Below are 16,438 nucleotides of genomic sequence, written 5' to 3' on the forward strand. Positions count from 1 at the left end.
CCGATTACCAGACTGATTTCCGGTATGAACAAAAGACGGAAGCTGAAACTTCCGTCTAGGAATTATTTTGTTTTTTAATAAAAATAGTTAAATTTCAATAGAAATAATTGACTATTTTATTTATAAAACATAAATCTTGACTTATAAAAACAAACAGGTAATATTAATAACGCCAAAGCAGTGACCTTCTGGTTACTGCTTAAAAAATTTTCTCAGGATATTTTTCTATTTACAGAAAGATTTTCACATGCTCATAAACCCATTCACTTAGTTACAAAGTCTTTCAATCAAACACTGATGCTCTTTTGTTGACTTACTATAATTAATTCCAACCAGCATTATATTACGGTACTGATTCTTGTATCGTTTGTAATACTCTTGATTCTTTATTTGCTCTATAGCTTCTTCAGCTGATTTCCCATATTTAAACTCGATAATAATTAAAGGGGACTCATCATCCTCTGGAACATATACAAGATCAATTCTTCCTTTTCCAGCCTGTTCCTCCCTGTGGCTGTCGTAAATATCCATGGTTGACCATTGCAGAGCTGTCATAACACAATAAGTTAATGATTCTTCACTGTTATAATCAAGAAGGGACACAGCTGAAGAGTTATGTATATCCTGAATTATTTCTGCAACTTTCTCTCCATCTTGCTTTTTTATGATGGCATTTAGCAAGGCTTCCGAGCGTTTTACAATATCCGTACGTCTGCTCCATTTCTGGCCTTTTACAATAGACAGCAACGTCTGTTTAATTTCCTGATTCGGAACATGAGCGAGCTTTAAGCCGTTCTTTTTCTCGATACATCCTAGATACCCAAGACATACAAGCAAGCTAAAAATGTCATTCTTATCCTTCAATGTCACCATATCATTCTGGAAATTATTTGAATTGAATGGAATTTTAATGCCATCTATCAATTTTGTAATATCAGTCTTAATTCCCCTGAAGTTCATATTTATCAAACGAATAACTTCTTCATTTGATGATGTTCCGCTCCAATACGGCTGGCAAACTCCATCAACAATAGCAGAAACAACTGAATTAGGATTATATATATCCTTGCCATTTAGTTTATAGCCGTCATACCATTTTTTTAGTTCTTCATGAGTCAATTTACATAAAGGTTTTTTAACTATTTCCTCCACCTCATCTTTGGTAAAACCAAAATATGTTTCATAAGGAGCAGGTCTCAGCATGCTGTATTCGTTGGAATTATTAAGAGCTGACTGGGAATTGTATTTTTTTATCGGCAGTATACCTGTAAGATAAACGAGGGAGAAACATTCCAAACAATCTGATGACTTAAACATACCTCTTAGCAAATCTATGAACTTCGTCTGAAGTTTTCCATTTTCACGGTATTCACGATAGATCAAATCCCATTCATCCATAATCAAAATAAACGTAATACCTAAAGATTTATGTATGGATGACAGTGCACTGGTCAGACCTATATTGCCTATTTTAGCCTTTTCCAATATCGGCCCAAAAGGTACATGATCTTTTAATTCGCTGATAATCTGATACTCAAGAAAATCAACGATATCCGCTACATTCTTTACTTTTTCTCCGTTTAAATAGGTAAGATATCTAGTATCGACCGTATTCATGTCAATGTAAATAACATTAAACTTATTAAGGTAGGTTTTATAAGTTATGTCAGTTACCTTGTTATCAATCAGCTTCTGACCTTTATAGTCTGATATTTTTAAAGTTGAAAATAGCTCCATGCTGTCGACACTTTTTGAATAATATGAGGCCAGCATTCTCGCCATTATGGTTTTTCCAAATCTGCGAGGTCGGGTAAAAGCTATCAGCTTTGAATCCGAATCAAGTCTGTCTATAGTTTCTCCAATGAATCCTGTTTTATCTACAAAAACTTTGCTGATACGGTTGTTTACAATTTCCGTGAAAGCATTATTTCCATTTGGATTAAAAAAAATACCACTCATAAATATCTCCCACAACGCAACTATTCATCGAGTGTTTTCAGGTAATTACTATCTTTTTTGTACAAACCGCATACTCTTGTGACCATGCTGACAGTAGTATTAAGCAATTTGGCAGTTTTAGATATGGATAATGGAGGATTATTCAGAATATGACATTCAATAATCTTTCTGTGCAGTTCTTTATTTGCTTTGCGTCCAGTATATTTACCTTTCTGTTTCGCAATTTCAATTATATCAGAAAAATCTATTATACCTGGAACAAGTAATCTGGCTCCTTTTGCACGAATCTGATCAATCAAACGTTCTGCATCTTGAATCGGCAGCCTGCTGATGCGGTCCATTTTTTCAGCCACAACAAAATCACCAGGTTGAAGCTCACTTATAAGCTTCTGTAGTTCAGGTCGGTCCTCTACAGCTCCAGAAGCCTTCTCACGATAAATACCAGCGATATAAAATCCCTGACTTTTTGCATCGTCAATCAAATGTTCCTGGCGTTCGATTGTCTGTTCTTCAGTAGAAACTCTGATATATATTCTTACATTACCTTTTGACATTATCTACTCCACCGTTTTCCATCTTTCATCAAATGGAGTTAAATCCTTCCCCTGGGGAACGTACCAGTACTTAACCGAACGATCCCACTTTACTCCCAACTTCTCAGCATCTTCCTTATACTTTAAAGGGATGAAAAAAATAGATTTTTTCTTCATTAGATTGTATTGATTTATTCTGTAATAAACGGTTGTTCAATTGATTAAACTGAGAAATATATTTTTTTGTATTGATAAAATTTAAATCATCTAAAGTAAGTTCGTTTTTGTTTCTTAAATTCTGAATATCCAATCTCAAATTTCTATCAAAACAGTTCCTAAATGAGCATATAAGTTGATTTTCTGTGACTACAAATGCAGAATCTTACATTATCCATTATTCAATGCGGATAATTGATGTAATTATTATCAAAAATAACAACTTATGACAAACAGTATTGATGTTAGCGTTTGCTATCTATGGGTAAATTGTGTAATTATTTTGACGTTTATCTAATAAATTTTTGCAGAAACGTTTAAAAAAGGTTAAAATGTATATACTTTAATGTATAATTAATGTTTGATAATTGTTAGCAGAATTTTTACTGACATACGTCCGTGCATGCATGACTGAGGCCTGTACCTGAGCCGCAGCATGTTTTTGGGGGACGTTTATTTCAGCTTTTGTGCTGAAGGTAGAAACACACATAAGAACTATAAACGAGGATAAATCATGAAAAGTACCTTTACTTCAGCCTTCGGGCTTCTTGCATTCGCAATCAGCATTAATGCAGCTGCAGGTTCTGAAGGTCCCGGCGTTTCAGTAATAACCGACAATTTTCAGGTTTTGGAATCCGGTTCAGAGGTCGGAAATGCCGTAGAGCTTGGCAAGGTCGGTGCAAAAACCGTTGTAAAGGGAAAGAAATCACCTGATCATATTGCTTTTGTGAGAAGCGATGACGGCAATAACTACATTATCAAGAACAAACTTCTGGTTCAGTGTGCCAATGGTCAGAACTGCATTCCTACAGGTGTAAGCGCTACCGAGGTGAGTGCCGGCTGCTACGAGATTGTTGTTTACAATTATGATCAGTGGATGACCATGAAGGATGAAATGAGTCGCAGTATCGCCGTTCGCAAAGTAGCTCCTTCATACTACGACGGCATTAAGCCTTCATTAAAATAATTTCATACCTAACAGGTTTCTGAGATCTCGGGAGCCTGTTTCACTATTTTTCTAAGCCCCTGTCTCACTTTTTTTTCAGGCCACTGTCTCTGAATATCCCTGACTGCTTTTCCCGACACTGTCAGTACTGACCGGCAGGCTGTTCCGCATGTTCTTATCATCTGCGACAGTCAACTGCTCTTTTATATTGATCTCATTCTAATTAATATACATATTTTGCCTGATTCTTCGTCAGAAGTTTTATACTTATACCTGTTCTGAAGGATGGCATTTTCCCTTGTGTCGACAGATGAAATTCACCTTCAGTCCCCGTCACGATCTCATCAGCTCTTGAGTATAAAGGAGAATTATGAAAAAAGCTTTTATTCTTGCTGCAGCCCTGTGTTCGGCTGCGGCCTGTTCAAACAATCAGGCGGTTACCATGAATGAAAATGGAAAGGAAATCATAACGGACGGCTTCAGAGTCGTCTCTGCAGATGAAAGTTTTCCGGCCGAAGACTTGCTGGGTCCCCTCGGTGATAAAAAAGTTGTCAGGGGGCGGAAGGATCCGTCACATCTTGCTTTCGTAAAAAATGATAACGGCCATAACTACATTATTGTCAATAAAATACTGGTAACCTGCCCGAAGAACGTTAACTGCATTCCTGCGGATCTGCAGGCAAAACAGCTCAGTCGAAGCGTGTACGAAATTACCGTAGGTTCGTATGAAAAATGGAAGTCCGTTCAGGACGAACTTAACAGGACTCAGGGAATCAAACAGATTGCTCCTGCTTTTGAGCACGGCATCATTCCTTCCCTTAAAAACAGCAGGTAATTATTTTTAGCAGAACCCGGTCATTCCTGTTTTGTAATCAGTGCCATCGAGGATGATATGATAAAGAACAAAGATAACAGTCATTCACGCATTATAGGTGCCTTTCTGATGTCTGCCCTGGCCGTCGCCATATCGTCATGCGGAGGAGAATCCTCACCGTCGAACAGCCGAAAATACGTTGTCAGTGATGACGGCATTAAATTAAACGGTAAGAACGATGCAGGGGTAATTCTGGATGTTGCTGAATACGGTGATATTTTCAGCGGCAGACCGTTTCTGATAAGTTATGCAAAGCAGCAGGAGACCGAACCTCTGTCTGATTACGGAGAAAAAGATACCGGCCTTCAGCCGTTTCGCATACAGGCGGAATTCGGGGATGTTTCAGACACTCATCCCGTAACCGGAGCCGAAGCTCCTGAGGGAACCGTATACTACACTGTTCCGGAGCGCGTACTGTACGCCACTCAGGACGGTTACGGTTTTACCGAAAAATTTACGGTCTATGATGAAGAGGATAACCATACCGAATTCACCATGAACGTGGGGGCCGGTACCAGACACGGAGATCCGGTTTTTCCTGATCAGTGGCATATAAGAAACATCGGTCAGAATCCGTTTTCCTTCATTACAGGTCCTGTAAGCGGATATGATGCCGGAGTTATTCCCGCATGGCATCTTACCGACGCTGACGGAAATCCGGTTTCAGGCAGAAACGTGAAGGTTGCGGTGCTTGATGAGCCGATTGATTTTAATCATGAGGATCTGAAGGATCGCAGGTTTACTCCGGATGGAAAAGGACTTTACGGTGTAAACCTCGATAATTCCTCCGGCCTGTCCATTCACGGAACAGAGGTGGCCGGTCTTATAGGCGCCACTGCGGGAAACGGCAAAGGTGTTCGCGGCATAGGCTATGAGTCCCTTCTCACATCTTATTATTACGGGGAAGCCCCTTTCAGTTATCTCACTGATCCCAGGAACGTCTCAATGGTAAGCGCCAGTCTCGGATACGACAGCAGCTATTCGTACAGGCCTGAACTTGAAATGTATTTTCAGTCAATGCTGGAAAACAATATACCGTTCATCCGTGCGGCCGGCAATGAGTATTATTCCGTAAGTTTTGAAGGAAGCAGGAGATTTTCCGATGAGTGTATTCTCCGATCTGTCAACTGTCAGTTCAATCAGACCTCATCTTTCAACCGCGCAAGATATGCAGTCAATGTTGCCTCCCTTAATTCGCAGGGTGTGAGAGCTTCTTATTCAAGTACCGGGTCGTATATATGGGTAACCGGATTCGGAGGTGAATCCGGTTATTACGATCTTGATTTTACTTCACCGGGAATCGTAACCACCAAGTCCAGTCGTGATCCGCAGGAATACGCAGACGCAAAAGATGCGGGTACCCCGTGGCGTCTTGATCCTAATTACTATGATCTCAGAAAATACTATACTCATACGTTTTCGGGAACGTCTGCGGCAACACCGACAGTGTCCGGTGTAGTAGCCCTGATTAAACAGGCAAAGCCGGATATTACGGTTCCCCAGATTCGTTATATACTGGCAGTCACCTCCTCTAATGACAAGACTCCGGGATGGAGTTCACTGGACTACGGCAGCGTCATCCAGAATGTCGAGGAGATGAATAATGCCAGTGTCACTCTTGATGCCGGATGGCATGAAAACGGAGCAGGTCTGAGGTACTCAAATTATTACGGATTCGGGGTGATCAATGCGGAAGCGGCGGTTAAGCTTGCACTTTCCTGTGATGAGGATGATGAATGCAGGATAAGATCAGCACTTCCGTTTCAGTACAGAAGCATTGATTCATCTCCATGCTCCTCCTCTGATAAGGGCAGGACTGTTACCTGCGTATTCCGCAGATTCGTAAACAGTGATACTGAAATAAAGGCAGAAGGCTCTTTCCGTATTGACAATGTTGCGTTTGACATGGCCGGTTTTACCTATGCCGCTGAGCCTGATGTCGGTATTTCCGAATGTTCCGAGGCAGGTGACGGCAATCTGTATTCCGCTTATTATGCCAACAGTCTGATGCAGATTGAAATGACTTCTCCGCGCGGAACCTTATCAATTATCAAACCGGTATATGCCAACTGGGATTTTGACGGTGCTCATTTCAGAACAACCAATGAGATCGACGGGGTCAAAGGTGAATTCCTGCTGACCACCTCTGATTTCTTCAACGAGCATATGGAAACATCGGAAGTCACGCGCCTTCGAATAAGGAGCGTCTGTCCTGTTGACGTCAAATCTCTCAATAAAAGCATGAAACTCGTTATGGATGTCTATCCTGATTAGAAAGCATTCGGGACCGGTCTGTCATCATTACGTTTTGACATGAACGACCGGTCTTCCTGCACGTTACTTTTCCTGTTTTTTCAGAAGAATGCAGGCTAAACTGAGATATATCATGGCCATAGTGAAAATTATCACGTACATTCTCCAGAAGCTGTCAAAACTCAGTCCCTTGGTAAAGCTTCCGAGACAGATAATCTGGAACCATGAGCACGGGAAAAGTTTACCCATATGGTATGCCGCACCTTCAAGAGTTGAAAGCGGATACAGAAATCCGGAAAAGTTGATGGCTGGCAGAATGGAGAGTATTGCCGACCCGAAAATTGCGGCCACCTGAGTACGCACGAAGCAGGATATCAGAAGCCCGAAAGATGACGAGGCCGTAATCATCAGAAAAGCCCCGAGGGTAAGAGCCCAGAATGAACCTCTGACCGGAACGTTCAGAACGTACACGGCACAGGCCGTCATGCACAGAAAACTTATCATTGAGAGGATGATATAAGGTATCTGCTTGCCTATAAGGAACTGGTAGACTGCGGCCGGAGACGTATAAAGGTTGCTGATGGTGCCGATATCCTTTTCCCTCACAACACCCAGAGCAGTCATCATGGCCGGGAACATTACGAGAGACAGCATGATGAGACCGGGAACCATGACATACACGCTTTTAAAGATCTCGTTGTACATGAAGCGGATTTCGAACGGATTGCGCTCTGAGGCGATCTTTGCTCCGTGCGGATCAGTCAGTGAGGCATTGTATCTGTTCATGATGCCGCTTACGTATCCGCGGACGTTGTTTGAGATGGTCGGGAAGGCCCCGTCGATCATAAAGCCTACTTCAGGCTTCTCTCCTTTAAGCAGTGAACTGCCGTAGCCGTCAGGAATGTCTATGAGAAGCTTGATATGCTCCTTCTGAAAAATCTTTACCGCCGGCAGCGATGAATCGATTTCCTTTTCATAAAGATAGGCTGATCCCCTGAATTCATTTACAAGCGCCCTGCTTTCCTGCGAACCGTCATGATCGATTACCGCAAACGGCATCGGCGTCATGTCAAATGAAATGCCGTATGAGGCCGATATTTCAAAAATAAGGGCTCCGAAGATTACGAAGAACATTCGTATTTTGTCTCTGAGGATTTCCCTGCCTTCACGAACGGCAAAGGCCCTGATGATGGACAGCGTATAGAGAAAACCTCCATGGGTGATGTTCTTCACCGAGTCTTCAGTGCCGGCACTTTCAGGAATCTCTTCAACCGCGTCACTCTGCTCTTCTAGATAATGAATAAAGGCCTCTTCCAGAGTATCTTCATTGCGGTTTCGTTTAAGTTCCTCCGGAGTTCCTACCGCCAGTACCCTGCCTCTGTGCATCAGGGAAATGCGGTCACATCTTTCCGCTTCGTTCATAAAGTGAGTTGATACGAAAATTGTTACCCTGTCTTCCCTGGAGAGTTTAATGAGGTAATCCCAGAACATGTCTCTTGCCGCCGGATCCACCCCGGATGTAGGTTCATCCAGAATGAGAATTTCCGGTTTGTGGAGACAGGCCGCCGCAAGCTGAAGTCTCTGTTTAAGCCCCAGGGACATGGATGACGGCCTGGTGTGTCTGAGCTCCGTAAGGCTGAATCTTTCCAGCACGGATCTTATGGCTCTGCCGCGTTCAGTAATCGGTATGTGATAGAGCTTGGCATGAAGATACAGATTCTCCATTACCGTAAGCTCCTCGTACAGGGAGAAGGACTGGGACATGTAGCCTACCTTCATTCTGATTTCCAGATTGCCGGCGGTGAATTCCTTCCCCATGATTCTGGCTTCACCGGATGTAGGTTCCAGCAGACCGGTAAGCATTTTCATGGTGGTTGACTTGCCGCAGCCGTTAGACCCCAGAAAACCGAAGATCTCGCCTCTTCCGATTTCAAAGCTTACGTTGTCCACGGCGGTAAAGCTCCCGAATCTGCGGGTTAGATTTGTGGCACTTATGGCATATACACCGTCGCTGTCAGGCGTATACGGAGGTATCCTGAATCCGCCTTCCTTTCCTCTCTTGTCGGGAGGAAGGAGTTTCATGTAGGCTTCTTCCAGAGTGGCGGCATTCATGGACTTCATGATTTTCGCAGTGCTGTCACAGGCAATGATTTTACCGTCATTCATCATGATGGTGTGCTGAAAGCCTTCAGCTTCGTCGATGTATGCGGTGGATACGATAACGGTCATTCCCGGATTTTCCGAGCGGAGAGAATCAACCAGTCTCCAGAACTGACGTCTTGATAACGGATCGACGCCTGTCGTCGGTTCATCAAGAATCAGCAGCTCCGGACTGTGGATCAGGGCGCAGCAGAGGGACAGCTTCTGTTTCATGCCGCCGGAGAGCTTGCCTGCGGCTCTGTCCGCAAACGGAGTAAGAGAAGTCGCGGCCATGAGTCTTCTGATGCGGGCATTCTTCTCCCTGCCGTTCAGCCCGAACAGATCCGCATGAAATGAAAGATTTTCGCGGACGGAAAGTGTCTGATAGAGATTTTTGCCGAGCCCCTGAGGCATAAATGCAACCAGACGTGAGAGATATTTACGTTCCGCAGCTTTGGTTATGTCTCTGCCGAATACCTTCACCTCTCCCTTCTGAAGAATTCTGGTTCCTGCAATTACGGACAGCAGCGTGGACTTGCCGACCCCGTCGGCACCGACAAGTCCGATGGTGGTTCCGCCCGGCAGCACCAGGGAAACATCGTCAAGAGCCGATACCCTGCCGTAGGAATGGCTCAGATGACTTATGCTTATCACGGGATTCGCGATGTCCCGGGGGTTTTTAATCTTATCCATAATTACTCAGCCGGTTATTAGCCTTATACGTGGAAAAAGTACGGATGGTTATGCTACTGATTTTCTGTGCCGGCAGTATCAGGGACCGTGTGAGCCGCTGCCGCGGATTCATCCCGTCCGTTTTTAATTTCAGTCATGCCGTTTTTTACGCTGAGATAATCAGGCCACGGCGCACCCGCATAGTTCACGTACCCTACTGACGGCATACCGCCCTTGAGCATGCGGTAGTTTGTTCGGGTAATCTCCTCCGGAATTCTGAGAGTAACCTTGAAAAGAAGTTTTGCTCGTTCTTCTCTGGTTTCCACGTATTTCGGCGTGAACTGGGCATCATCCGCCACATAATCAACCTTTGCAGGAATCACCGTATCAATTCCGTCAATTGCAATACGCGCCTCGTCGCCCACCTTCACCCTGGCGGCTTCTGATGTAGGCAGAAAAACGTCAAGAGTCACGTCAGTCGGATCAAGCATGGAGACAACCCTGCCACCAGCTCCCACAACATTGCCCGGTTCGGCGAGACGGTATTCGACAACCCCGTCAAAAGGAGCCCTTACGGTCATGTCGTCATTGCGTGATTTCGCTTCTTCGAGAAGCGCGTCGATTCTGCCTGTTTCGTAAAGAGCCTCCTGTTTTTCCTTCAGGAGCACCTCTTTACTTTCTTTTCTGGTGCTGAGGGCTGTCATGCGTCTTTCAAGTTCCGTCTGGGATATCAGGCTGTCGCGGCGGAGATTCTGCGCATCGTTAAGTTCTATGGCGGCAAGTCTTATTTCCTCGTCTGCCTGACGCAGACGCGAATCTATTTTCGATATCGTTTCGAGAGCCCTTTTCTTCTGAGCGGTTACTGATTTCACCTGGGCTTCGGTAACCGATGAAGACAGAACGGCAAGCACGTCACCCTTGTGAACCTGCTGTCCGCGATCAACGGCAACGGTGTCGACTCTGCCGGCATAGAGACTGGCGACATCCACTCTTTTCATTTCAAGGCGGCCGTTGCAGGCGGCGATGCCTTCGATTTCGACGGCTGAACCCTGTTCCTGCTGTTTTAAATAAAACACACCGGCAGTCAGACCGGCAATCAGAGAAACGGGAAGAAGTATTTTTAAGAATTTCATATGGAATCTCAGTACCCCGGCGGGGAATCTCCTTTAAACGGTTCCGGATGAGTTTTATCAGGACTCTCAGGCAGTGAACCGGCATCGTCGGCAAAGCGGTACACATGCTGTCCCGGAAAAATCCCGGATACCTCATTTTCATTTTAATTCCTAATGAGAAATTATGTTTAACCGGGATCTTAAAAAACAACTTTTAACATAATCTGTACTCTCATTTGTGAATTGCGTTTAACCTTTAGACATTGACAGTGCCATATTGTTCATACTTGTCATAAAATATTAAAAGTAGTTTGTTTTTTTTGTCTTTTCAGTGTGACTTGCCCTTCCGCTGCATTGAAAGATCTCGTTCACTGATTCCGGGGTTGTTGGATGAAAGGCTGGATTGCTCGGTTTGTTGTGGCTCTGTCGATAGCATCATGCATGCTGCCGGCCGCACATGCTCGTCCGTGGACCAGACAGAATTATCTTACCTGCAGGGTGACGCTGGTAATCAGCGGTAATTTTTTCCTGTGCGAGTCCGCAAACGGCAGGGAGAATCTGGTACGGATGGCGGATATCGAAGCTCCGGAACCTACTCAGCCTTACGGAGAGGAAGCCCGCAGGTACCTGAGGGATCTCATCTGGCAGAACAAAATCAGCATCAAGGTCAGAGACCAGAAAGATGAAAAATATGAAAATAATGAAAATAATGATTATGTTCTGGGCGAGATCTACTACAGGAAGCTCAACGTAAACAGAGAGATGATACGTCAGGGATATGCCTGGGCAAACCGTAAGAACACCTCCTCCATATATCTCAGAATTGAACATGATGCCCATTCATTCGGTTTCGGACTGTGGCACGATGTCGAGGCCAGGTACCCTGCCGAGTTCCGTCGTGAAAATCCTATGGATTTTGAAGATCTCAAAAAACTGGCTCAGGAAAGAGATGAGCAGATTGAAAATGAAGCCGCCTCTCAAAAATCCAGAAACAGTTCAAAAGCGCAGACTTCCAGATAAAACATCTTTAACGGACGTATTTATTTCCCGTGTTTCAGAAACCTGAATATATTCTCCCGTTCTGATATTCGTATCATAGTTTTTGTTTAACATTCTGATTACATCTACGGAAAATTTTTATAATCAAATGTGTGATCTATCTCAATTCTAAATTATCGTTATATAAAAATATACAAAAGTGTTAAAATTTTTGTAACGGTTCAGAAAGTAGATACTGCAAAGGTTTCACAAAAATTTCCGAACCGTCCGGTGCAATAAAATACAAAAATCGTCATTGATAATATTTATCATTGAATCATAAAAGCACCTATTGTATATTATGGCCGGTTTAACGGTAAAAATGCCGTTTAAGGATTTGCGGCCGTACAAATCACATACACTTTGAGGTCAAACTGATTTAACATGAAAAAACTGAATATTTTATCATCCCTGATGATATTTGCAGGGCTGGGTGTGGCACATGCTTCACTGCTTGATGCCACTTCAAACAAGCTGGAAACAACTTCTCAGACAATTTCAGCTACAAAGGATGCTGTTGACAGTACCAAGAACGCAACAGACGCTCTTAACAATCTTTCTTCAGTGGCAACCGGAAGTGCTGCTACCAGCACCTCTACCCTGGAAAAGGCTTCTTCCACTCTTAATTCCGCAAAGCAGACCGTTGATTCAGCGAAGGATACCCTGAATTCAGCTCAGAGCAATCTTAATGCCGTTGGCAGCCTGACCGATACGGTTACAAATGCCGCTTCAGGTTCATCAGACATTCTGAACTCTGCAACCGATGCCGCCGTTACCGCGGCCAAGCAGAAGGCTGAAGAGGAAGCAAAGAAGAAAGCCGCTGAAGCAGCAACCAATGCAGTTGGCAGTCTGTTCAACTGATTATAAAACCGGGGACTCCGTCACCATGTGTTAAATACCTGTGAGACTGAGACAGCCTGAGTTATATTGAGAAGAGAAACCGGAGGTTTGCAGTAATCCTCCGGTTTCCCTTTTTGCTCTACTCATTCAGCATAATCTTTAGGAGTCGGCCGACACGTGTCCGATGATTAGTCTCCGTCAAATGCGATTGAGGTGAGTTTTTTTTTCATTCGCTCCAATTGAGTGTCTGCTTCGGTGTTCACCTGCTCTTTTTAATAACTTATGCTGAATGGAATTCTGATGCTCCGGGATATGATCTGATTCAGAACCTTCTTAATTCTGATTATGACCTGCAAGTGTGGTATAATGCCCCAAAATTCAGAAACGGAGTGGACTTTAGATGATTCGGAATGCTGTTATAAACTTTCTGGCCGAAAATGCCTGTGCCGGAAAGCAGACTGTCGATCCTGATCAGAAATCCGACACGCTCTCCGAAAAAAACGTTAATACCGCCAGAAGCGAAAACGTCAGTCTCAGAGCCCTTGCGGAAGATAAATTCCCATGTCTCGAGGAACTGGCGGACACTCTTGAACTCATTATCCGTGCCTCGGCGTGTCGCGAAACAGTCGTGATATCAGGCTCTGATGAATCACTGTATCTTGCCTTCGGAAGATGCCGCGGTCTCCATAAGGACACGATGATTTTCAGGAGCCTTTTCGAGCCTCAGGTCAATAGCTTCAGTTACACCCCCGGGGTTCTTATTGCTGCAGATCCCGCAAAGCTTACCTTAAGAGCTGAAATATATGCTGATTCCGATGCTGATGAGATCCGTGTCTTCAGTCGGGAGAAACTGACTGAAGACTCCAGCTTAAAATATGGTGACAACCTGGAACCTGAGGAGTTCTTTTTAAACGGAGACCTGACTCAGGTTCCCGGTTACAGGGAATTCGCCCGCAGGATCGGTTATATAACCGGCGTCATAAACTCTTCCGGCAGGACTCTCAAAAAAGCGGTAACAGCCCGCAGAGCAGTGTTCAGCACCGGAGGAATCAGGAGATTCTCTGCCGGAGCTCTTAAGAATTTCATCAGCCGTCTTGTCCGTGAGCGTGTATTAAAAGTCAGAGATGAAAGCTACCTGTACCTCGGTTTTGCCGATGCGTGCCGTCAGGAAACGGATATGTCCGGCGACGGAAAAGAGCATTCTGCAACTGACGGACCGGAGCTCTTTGTTTCCTTCACTCCGGAAAAACTCTTCAGCATCCGCGACGGCAGAATTTACTGCGATGCACTGGCGGGATCTGTTCCTGTGGAACAGGGAGACGCTCTTATCAGGGATCCCAAAAACCTTAACGAAAACCGTATCGTGGCGGATTTCATCGACGACCGCCTGCGTACGATATCTGATGACGTGCAGCGGATGCCCGTAAAGCTTAAACGGCTTTCATACATTACCCATCTTCTCATTGAAATCTCCGGAAATATAAAGAATAATATTTCAACGGAAGAAATTATCAGACTGCTTCACCCTACCCCCGCAACTCTGGGATATCCCCGTGAAGAGGCCGTCAGGGTACTTGACGGGTGCGGAGCCCTTCTTACCGGAATGTATGCGGGAACCGCCGGCATGACATACGGCGGCTGTTCGACAGCCCTGGTGATGCTGAGAAGCGCTCTGTTTAGAAATGGCGAGATAACACTTTACGGCGGAGCCGGAATCATGGGAGAATCAGACCCGCTTTCCGAATGGAAGGAGACCGGCCTCAAGATGACCGCCGTACTTAAAAGAATAATACCGGAAGATGACGTGGCCCGTGTGCTGGCGAAAATCAACATGATGAAGTCCGGAGAATAAAAAGGAGAAACGCAAGACATGATTAACTCCCTCAGGGAATACGGTTACAGAGCTTTTAATCAGTCCGCTGAAATCATAGCTCTGCTCACCTGCATGAAGATAGAGACCGCATACTGCGATGCCATGTCCATGAAATCCTATTTCGGAATGGTTGCCGAACAGGCTCCCACACCTCTCTTCCGCATAATCTATGATGAGAGACTTCTCGGTTTTCTGTCTTACGGAAGATCCCGTGTGTCTGAAGAACCGATTGCGGTAATCGTCAGTACCGATGAGGGACTGGCAAATCTGGCCCCTGCACTGATGGAAGCCCGCGGTCATAAAAATCCCATGGTCATCATCAGCGCGGACATGGCCAATGACATGAACGAAAACGGCTGCGGCAGTTCAACCCATGTCGATCCGATACTTGCCAACTTCTGCGAGTACGTGCCTCTGGATCTGTGGAATCCGCGTCTTACCCCTTCAGGAATCGCCTTCAGGGTCATTAAGGCCTATGAAAGAGCGGAAATGCTGAGAAAACCCCTGCACATAAGACTTACCCCGCAGCCGGGACTTTTCTGCGAAATCCCCGAAATCAAGGCCGGACAGCCTATTTTTGAGAATTTCGATGAACGCGTGGTAACCTCCATCATGGAAATTCAGGAAGAAATGCTCAACTGCTTTACCGGTTATCATTTCAGCAGAATTCAGTCAGGTACTGCGGAAAATTCGGATGCTGAAAACTCCGTTGTCAGTGAAGCCCTTAACGAGAATCTCAATTCCCTCTCCCGCAACATGACGGCCACGGATGACAGACTCGGTCTCCTGAGACATATCACCGATTCCAGAACTCTTGTGATTGCCGGTTCCCTTAATGCCGAAGAGGCTGAAAACGTCAGGGTTTATCTTGAAAGAACAGGTTTTCAGGTATATGCCGACATTCAGTCAAATCTGAGAGGCAGTACAAAGCTCAACTACATCGCGGATTTTGATGCCTGGTACAGAAATCATCAGCCGTCATCCTTCATTAACCGCGGCATGATGACGGAGACGCTGCCGATGTCCGACAGCGCCAAGGTTTCCTACGGCAATCTTCCGTATGACTACATTCTGGTGCTCGGAGGCAGATTCATTTCCAAAAGTGTTCTTGAGTTCCTGTCCGTCAGAAAGAAGAATGTCGTTCAGGTGTTCATGAACGATTCTCCGTACAACATGAATGCCGGAAGCGTCTGGGGTGTTTCACTTAACGAAAGCTATGACGTGCTGCCGTATATTCAGCCTGCGGACGTATCTTTGAGAAAGACCGCATCAGTATTTGAATCCAGAAGAAACTCAGGATTCGAGAGCATTGAGGATCTTAAAAAGAGAGACATGCGAAACGAGGCTGACTTCTTCAGACTTCTTAATGATGCACTGCCTCAGAAGCCGTATCTGTTTCTGGGAAACAGTACTGCGGTAAGAATGGCGGACAGATACCTGAACGTTCCCAATACCGTATTCACCAGCAGGACGGTTTCCGGAATCGACGGTCAGATTGCCACCGCGGCGGGGATTGCCTTTGAGCATCCGACCGTGGCGATCATCGGCGATACCACGGCTCTGTACGATCTCAGCGCCCTGCCGTTCATCTGCGTCTGTCAGCTGAAGGTTGTCGTTCTCAACAATAACGGCGGCAGAATATTTGAGAGATTTCCGGTGGCCTCTGAAAAGATGCTGAACACCTCGTTCATCAATCCTCACGGCATGAATTTCTATCATTTCTGCAAATCATTCAGAATCCGATACGCCTGTGTAACGAACTACGACGAGCTGTTTGAAATGCTTAATGACAGGTCCGTGAAACACTGTCTTATCGAGGTTGATCTGACACGTAATCAGGACGTTAAAAAATACGTTGAAGCCGAGATTGAAAAGTCAGTAAATACCGGAAGCGGTAAAAACGGAAACTCCTCCCCGGCGGAAGAGGCTTCCGATGATGCGGATAACATCAGGTCTTAACCGAAAGCGGCAGATTTTTCCGGA

The 16,438-nt window shown here is 45.0% G+C and carries 12 protein-coding genes; 7 read left to right on the forward strand and 5 right to left on the reverse strand.

Going from position 1 to position 16,438, the window contains the following annotated elements:
* Positions 1-267 precede the first annotated feature (267 nt).
* Genes BMY80_RS08240 through BMY80_RS12825 form a run of 3 tightly spaced genes read right to left on the reverse strand, consistent with a single transcriptional unit; the run spans position 268 to position 2,669 of the window.
* Positions 268-1,959 carry an AAA family ATPase gene (locus tag BMY80_RS08240; protein ID WP_093142681.1) on the reverse strand — a complete coding sequence of 564 codons (1,692 nt, stop codon included), beginning with the start codon at positions 1,957-1,959 and terminating at the stop codon, positions 268-270.
* Between the two features lie 20 nt (positions 1,960-1,979).
* Entirely contained in the window at positions 1,980-2,513 is a 534-nt protein-coding gene (locus tag BMY80_RS08245; protein WP_245730115.1) for a recombinase family protein, read from the reverse strand.
* Positions 2,514-2,516: 3 nt separating this feature from the next.
* Complete coding sequence (locus BMY80_RS12825) at positions 2,517-2,669, reverse strand: DUF5710 domain-containing protein (RefSeq protein ID WP_353806195.1); 153 nt, start codon at positions 2,667-2,669, stop codon at positions 2,517-2,519.
* Between the two features lie 553 nt (positions 2,670-3,222).
* Between BMY80_RS12825 and BMY80_RS08250 the strand changes: the two genes are divergently transcribed.
* From BMY80_RS08250 to BMY80_RS08260, 3 genes are all read left to right on the forward strand, one after another.
* A complete protein-coding gene (locus tag BMY80_RS08250; RefSeq protein WP_031579525.1) occupies positions 3,223-3,675 on the forward strand; it encodes a hypothetical protein in 453 nt (150 codons plus the stop codon).
* A gap of 349 nt (positions 3,676-4,024) precedes the next feature.
* Positions 4,025-4,489, forward strand: a complete 465-nt coding sequence (locus BMY80_RS08255; protein ID WP_031579523.1) for a hypothetical protein — start codon at positions 4,025-4,027, stop codon at positions 4,487-4,489.
* 57 nt (positions 4,490-4,546) lie between these two features.
* Entirely contained in the window at positions 4,547-6,802 is a 2,256-nt protein-coding gene (locus BMY80_RS08260) for a S8 family serine peptidase (RefSeq protein WP_093142686.1), read from the forward strand.
* A 63-nt stretch (positions 6,803-6,865) separates the two neighbouring features.
* Here BMY80_RS08260 and rbbA read toward each other — a convergent pair whose 3' ends face one another.
* Positions 6,866-9,613, reverse strand: a complete 2,748-nt coding sequence (rbbA, locus tag BMY80_RS08265; RefSeq protein WP_093142689.1) for a ribosome-associated ATPase/putative transporter RbbA — start codon at positions 9,611-9,613, stop codon at positions 6,866-6,868.
* 53 nt (positions 9,614-9,666) lie between these two features.
* Positions 9,667-10,725, reverse strand: a complete 1,059-nt coding sequence (locus BMY80_RS08270; protein WP_093142691.1) for an HlyD family secretion protein — start codon at positions 10,723-10,725, stop codon at positions 9,667-9,669.
* 369 nt (positions 10,726-11,094) lie between these two features.
* On the opposite strand from BMY80_RS08270, the gene BMY80_RS08275 reads away from it, so the two are divergent.
* From BMY80_RS08275 to BMY80_RS08290, 4 genes are all read left to right on the forward strand, one after another.
* Entirely contained in the window at positions 11,095-11,724 is a 630-nt protein-coding gene (locus BMY80_RS08275; protein WP_093142694.1) for a thermonuclease family protein, read from the forward strand.
* 402 nt (positions 11,725-12,126) lie between these two features.
* Positions 12,127-12,603 (forward strand): hypothetical protein, encoded by a 477-nt coding sequence (locus BMY80_RS08280; protein WP_093142697.1) that lies wholly within the window; start codon positions 12,127-12,129, stop codon positions 12,601-12,603.
* A 379-nt stretch (positions 12,604-12,982) separates the two neighbouring features.
* Positions 12,983-14,434, forward strand: coding sequence for a chorismate-binding protein (locus BMY80_RS08285; RefSeq protein ID WP_093142699.1), 1,452 nt, complete (start codon positions 12,983-12,985; stop codon positions 14,432-14,434).
* 18 nt (positions 14,435-14,452) lie between these two features.
* Entirely contained in the window at positions 14,453-16,414 is a 1,962-nt protein-coding gene (locus BMY80_RS08290; protein ID WP_093142702.1) for a thiamine pyrophosphate-dependent enzyme, read from the forward strand.
* Positions 16,415-16,438 lie beyond the last annotated feature (24 nt).

The sequence above is a fragment of the Ruminobacter amylophilus genome (genome assembly GCF_900115655.1).
In the GTDB taxonomy this organism is placed as follows: domain Bacteria; phylum Pseudomonadota; class Gammaproteobacteria; order Enterobacterales; family Succinivibrionaceae; genus Ruminobacter; species Ruminobacter amylophilus.

Coding starts and splice junctions, on each gene's coding strand:
- BMY80_RS08240 (WP_093142681.1), bottom strand. CDS start 1,959: ATGAGTGGTATTTTTTTTAATCCAAATGGAAATAATGCTTTCACGGAA.
- BMY80_RS08245 (WP_245730115.1), bottom strand. CDS start 2,513: ATGTCAAAAGGTAATGTAAGAATATATATCAGAGTTTCTACTGAAGAA.
- BMY80_RS12825 (WP_353806195.1), bottom strand. CDS start 2,669: ATGAAGAAAAAATCTATTTTTTTCATCCCTTTAAAGTATAAGGAAGAT.
- BMY80_RS08250 (WP_031579525.1), top strand. CDS start 3,223: ATGAAAAGTACCTTTACTTCAGCCTTCGGGCTTCTTGCATTCGCAATC.
- BMY80_RS08255 (WP_031579523.1), top strand. CDS start 4,025: ATGAAAAAAGCTTTTATTCTTGCTGCAGCCCTGTGTTCGGCTGCGGCC.
- BMY80_RS08260 (WP_093142686.1), top strand. CDS start 4,547: ATGATAAAGAACAAAGATAACAGTCATTCACGCATTATAGGTGCCTTT.
- rbbA (WP_093142689.1), bottom strand. CDS start 9,613: ATGGATAAGATTAAAAACCCCCGGGACATCGCGAATCCCGTGATAAGC.
- BMY80_RS08270 (WP_093142691.1), bottom strand. CDS start 10,725: ATGAAATTCTTAAAAATACTTCTTCCCGTTTCTCTGATTGCCGGTCTG.
- BMY80_RS08275 (WP_093142694.1), top strand. CDS start 11,095: ATGAAAGGCTGGATTGCTCGGTTTGTTGTGGCTCTGTCGATAGCATCA.
- BMY80_RS08280 (WP_093142697.1), top strand. CDS start 12,127: ATGAAAAAACTGAATATTTTATCATCCCTGATGATATTTGCAGGGCTG.
- BMY80_RS08285 (WP_093142699.1), top strand. CDS start 12,983: ATGATTCGGAATGCTGTTATAAACTTTCTGGCCGAAAATGCCTGTGCC.
- BMY80_RS08290 (WP_093142702.1), top strand. CDS start 14,453: ATGATTAACTCCCTCAGGGAATACGGTTACAGAGCTTTTAATCAGTCC.